4 protein-coding genes are annotated in these 4,245 nt (G+C 71.8%); 2 read left to right on the top strand and 2 right to left on the bottom strand.

Annotated features, from left to right (window positions below; translation table 11 throughout):
* Positions 1 to 30: 30 nt before the first annotated feature.
* Both CCN72_RS31990 and CCN72_RS31985 read right to left on the bottom strand, forming a co-directional pair.
* Entirely contained in the window at positions 31 to 963 is a 933-nt protein-coding gene (locus CCN72_RS31990; protein WP_086811675.1) for an ornithine carbamoyltransferase, read from the bottom strand.
* A gap of 90 nt (positions 964 to 1,053) precedes the next feature.
* Positions 1,054 to 2,463, bottom strand: a complete 1,410-nt coding sequence (locus CCN72_RS31985) for a helix-turn-helix domain-containing protein (protein WP_086811673.1) — start codon at positions 2,461 to 2,463, stop codon at positions 1,054 to 1,056.
* A gap of 242 nt (positions 2,464 to 2,705) precedes the next feature.
* Between CCN72_RS31985 and CCN72_RS31980 the strand changes: the two genes are divergently transcribed.
* Entirely contained in the window at positions 2,706 to 3,161 is a 456-nt protein-coding gene (locus tag CCN72_RS31980) for a cobalamin B12-binding domain-containing protein (protein ID WP_086811670.1), read from the top strand.
* Positions 3,158 to 4,245: methylaspartate mutase (locus CCN72_RS31975; RefSeq protein ID WP_425276189.1), on the top strand; the 1,088-nt coding region annotated here is incomplete at its 3' end. The genes CCN72_RS31980 and CCN72_RS31975, both read left to right, overlap by 4 nt.

Raw genomic sequence — 4,245 nt, 5'->3', positions numbered from 1 at the left:
TCCACCACCGCTCTCTTGCGGATGTCCGGGTCAGATACGGTCGTCCGCTCCGACGACGCACCACTCCAGCACCGCCATCGCGGCCGTCATCTTGTGGTGCGCCTGGCGCCAGGCGACGCTCCGCTCCCCGTCGAGCACCTCGTCGGTGACCTCCTGGCCGCGCACGGCGGGCAGGTCGTGCAGGAACACGGTGTCCGGACCGGCGAACCGGTCGAAGAACCCCTGGTCGATCCGGAACCCCTCGAAGTCGGCCAGCCAGTCGGGGTTCGCCTTGGGCACGCCCATCGTCTGCCAGCGGCTCGTGTACACGGCGTCCACCGGCCCCGTCACCTCGTCGGCCGAGGTGACCTGCTCGACCAGCGCCTGTCCTTCGCTGAGCTTGGCGACCAGGTCCAGGGTCTCCCGCGGCACCTCGTACCCCTTCGGGCAGAGCAGCGTGAGCCGCAGCCCGGGGGTGAGCGCCGCGGCCAGCGCGAGCGCGGCGCCCGAGCTGTTCCCCTCGCCCACGCACAGCACATGCCGGCCCGCCAGGTCACCGAACAGCTCGGTGAGCGTGGCCAGATCGGCGATCGCCTGGGTCGGATGCTCGTCCAGGGTCAGGGCGTTGACCACGGCGAGCTTCGGGCTGCTGCCCAGCCGCCGTATCTCCGCCATGTCCCCGTTGGTGCGCACGACCAGCGCGTCCAGGTACTCGCCCAGCACCCGGGCGGTGTCCTCCAGGGTTTCTCCCGTGCTGATCTGTAGCTCGTCGGGACCGAACGTGATGACGTCCGCGCCCAGCCGGCTCGCGCCGCTCCAGAACGACGTACGGGTACGGGTCGAGGACTTGCGGAAATAGATACCGACCCGGCGGCCGGCCAGCGGCCGTTCACCGGTGTCACCGCGGCCGAAGACGACGGCGCGCCTGACGATGCGGTCGAGTTCCCCGGAGGTCAGGTCGGCGAGCGAGATGAGATTACGCATGGCGGGGTGTCATCACCTTTCGTGAACTATGTGTTTTCTGCCAGGACTTGGCGGGAATTGCCGGGACGTCTGAGCGACCGCGGGCGCCGGTCACGCGGCTCCGGTGGCCAGCAGCCGGGGCGCCGCGTCCTCCTGCGACGGCCGTCCGCCGGTGACGAGGTCGCGTACGAGATGGAGCACCGAGAACTCGCCGGGCCGGTCCGCGCCGCCCGGCGCCGCGGGAAACTGGCGGATCAGGCCGTGCAGCAGCAGGGCGTGCACGTCCTGGGCCGCCCGCGCCGACGGGACGCCCAGCACCTCCGCCGCGTCGTCGACGGTCCAGGAGGAGGCCGACGGCGCCATCGCCGCCAGCAGCGCGGCCTGCCGGTCGGGGAGTCCGGCCCGCACCGAGGCCAGCAGCTCACGCAGCGGGGCGGCGGCACCGAGAGTCAGCGGGGGAGCGCCGTCGACCAGCGCGAGCGGCGACTCCCGTGCCATCTCCCGCAGTTGTTCCAGTGAGTACAGCAACAGCCAGGAAGTGGCCGCCTCCAGGGCCTGCGGTATGCCGTCCAGCGCCTCGCAGATCTCCGCCACGACCCCGATCACGGAGTCGGTGAGCAGCAGGTCGGGACGCAGATGGCTGACGTACGACAGCATCAGCTCGACGGCGGGGCGGCGCGCCGACAGCGAGTCACCGGGCAGCGGCGACATCGCGGCCGGCCCGGGTATCGGGGGCGGGCCCGGTGCCAGGGTCGTCGGCAGGGGTGCGAGGGGCAGCAGCCGGCCGCCGGAGACATGGTGCGGGCGCCGGGAGGTCAGCAGGATCCTGAGCCGCCGGCAGCTGTGCAGCAGGTACATCAGGGCCGGGCTGGTGGCGGGCGTCATCTCGTGGCCGTCCAGGACCAGCAGGGTGGGCCGGTCCGCGATGAACGACGCCAGCTCGTCGTAGTGCCCGCCCTCGGACACCAGGGGCCGCACCCAGTTGGCCAGCGCGGTTTGCGGCCGGTGGGCGGCCTTGTCCGGGGTGCGCCCGCCCGCGTCCATGGGCAGCCACAGCACGGGTATGTCACCTCGCCGGTGCACCTGGAGGGCGGCCTCCTGGGCGAGCCGGGACTTGCCGGCACCGGGCAGCCCCACGACCGTCACCAGCCGTTCCCGCTCACTGGTCAACAGGTCGGACAGCGCGCGCAGTTCGGACTCGCGGCCGAACAGGGTGTGCACCGGCATGGGCGGGCAGGCCAGTTCGGGGCTGTACACATCGTGCAGCGCCTTGCCCACCGAGGCGCTGTCGGCGGCCAGTTCGAGCGCCGCCCGGCCCGTGTCACCGAGCCGCATGGCGTCGGCGAGCAGCCGCACCGTGTCCTTGCGGGGCCGTACCACTCGTCCGCGCTCCAGATCACGGATCGCCCGGATGCTGACAGTCGAGAGCCCGGCAAGCTGTTCCTGGGTGAGCCCGGCCTTTTCCCGGGCGCCGCGCAGCACGGCGCCGAATTCAGCCGACCGAGCCTGACGGTTCGTCATCGCTGTCTCCCTGCTGTTCCGGTTGCTTGCTCAACAAGCTTCCGAGGGCGCCTTACCGTTCCGTTCCTGCGGCGTTACTGCCTCCGGGAACACCGGTCGCAGGGGCGGCGGCAACTGCCGCCGCGCTGCCGTCGCGGGCGCCGGTGACGCTTCGGGAGGACTCCTAGGCTCGATCGTGCGGGGCGTTCAGAACCCGCCAGCCTCCTTCTCCCGATGTCATCAATGATGTGGACGAAGAACGAATGAAGCCTGCCGAATTGGCGACTTGCGACCGCACGGCGTCACTCGAAGTAATCGTCACCGGATTGGCGTCCGACGCACACACCTGGAATCTCGTATTCATTCAGCTGCTGCTGGAGGACCTGGGGCACGAGGTCGTCAATCTCGGCCCCTGCGTCCCCGAGGAAGAAATCGTCGAGTCCTGCGCGAAACACCAGCCCGATCTGCTGGTGATCAGCAGCGTCAACGGGCACGGCTGCCGTGACGCCAAGCCGTTGATCGGCGCCCTGCGCGCCCGTCCGGACCTGGACGGACTGCCGGTCGTCATCGGCGGCAAGCTCGGGATCGCGCAGGACCGGCAGGAGGAACAGGCCCGGGAACTCATGGCGGCCGGCTTCGACGCCGTCTTCCAGGACGGCGTCGACCTCGCCTCCTTCGAGACGTTCGTCGGCGCCCTGCCCAAGGAGGTGACCCGGTGACCCGGGCCGCCACGGCCCGCCCCCGGGGCCCGGTGGCCGTGCACGGATCGCGCGCCTCCTTCGCCCGGTACGTCGCGGACGCCCAGGCCAGGGGAGCCCTCGTGGTGCAGCCGCGGATGGGGTTCTCCGACCCCGCCCTGATGCGGGCCGGGCTGCGGGCGACCAGGGACGCCGCCGAGGCCGTCGTCGGCACCCTCACCATCGACAGCTACACCCGGGTGGGCGACGAACTGTCCGCGGTGCGCGCCCTCAACGAGGACCACTCCCTCAACGGCTACCCCATCAGCTCGCTCAGCCCGCACACCTCCCGCTGGGTCCTGGACGGCGTGCGCGACCCGTCGTTCCCCGTACAGGTACGCCACGGTTCGGCCCGCCCCCAGCGCATCGTCGCCGCCCTGGCCGCCCTCGGCCTGGACGCCACCGAGGGCGGCCCGGTGTCGTACTGCCTGCCCTACGGCCGCACCCCGCTGGCCGACTCCGTCCGCAACTGGCAGCAGGCCTGCGCATTCCTCGCCTCGCTCCGCGCGACCGGCGCCGAACCCCATCTGGAGACGTTCGGCGGCTGCATGCTGGGCCAGCTGTGCCCACCGGGACTGCTGGTGGCGCTCAGCGCGCTGGAGGCGGTCTTCTTCCACCGGGCGGGCCTGCGCTCCATCTCGCTCAGCTACGCCCAGCAGACCAACTCCGAGCAGGACGTCCACGCGATCCACGCGCTGCGCAGGCTGGCCGCCGAACTGCTGCCGGACACCGAGTGGCACGTCGTCCTCTACACCTACATGGGCCTGTACCCGCGCTCCCGAGAGGGCGCGCTGGAGCTGCTGGAGCGCTCGGCGGAACTCGCCGTGGAGGCCGGCGCGGCCCGGCTGATCGTCAAGACGGTCGCGGAGGCACACCGCATCCCCACCGTCGCGGAGAACGTCGAGGCGCTGCGCGTCGCCTCGGCGGCCGCCCGCGACGCCCACCGGACCGCCGCCGCCCACGGCACCCACCGGACCTCCGACGGAGCGCCGCCCGTGTCCGACAACCCGGTGTACGCCGAGGCCCGCGCCGATCAGGGCGCGGTCCTCGGCGTACACCGGGTTGT

The organism is Streptomyces murinus, assembly GCF_002154555.1.
Taxonomy (GTDB): domain Bacteria; phylum Actinomycetota; class Actinomycetes; order Streptomycetales; family Streptomycetaceae; genus Streptomyces; species Streptomyces murinus.
The sequence above is the reverse complement of the archived record's forward strand: the minus strand, read 5'-3'. Positions and strand labels throughout refer to the sequence as shown.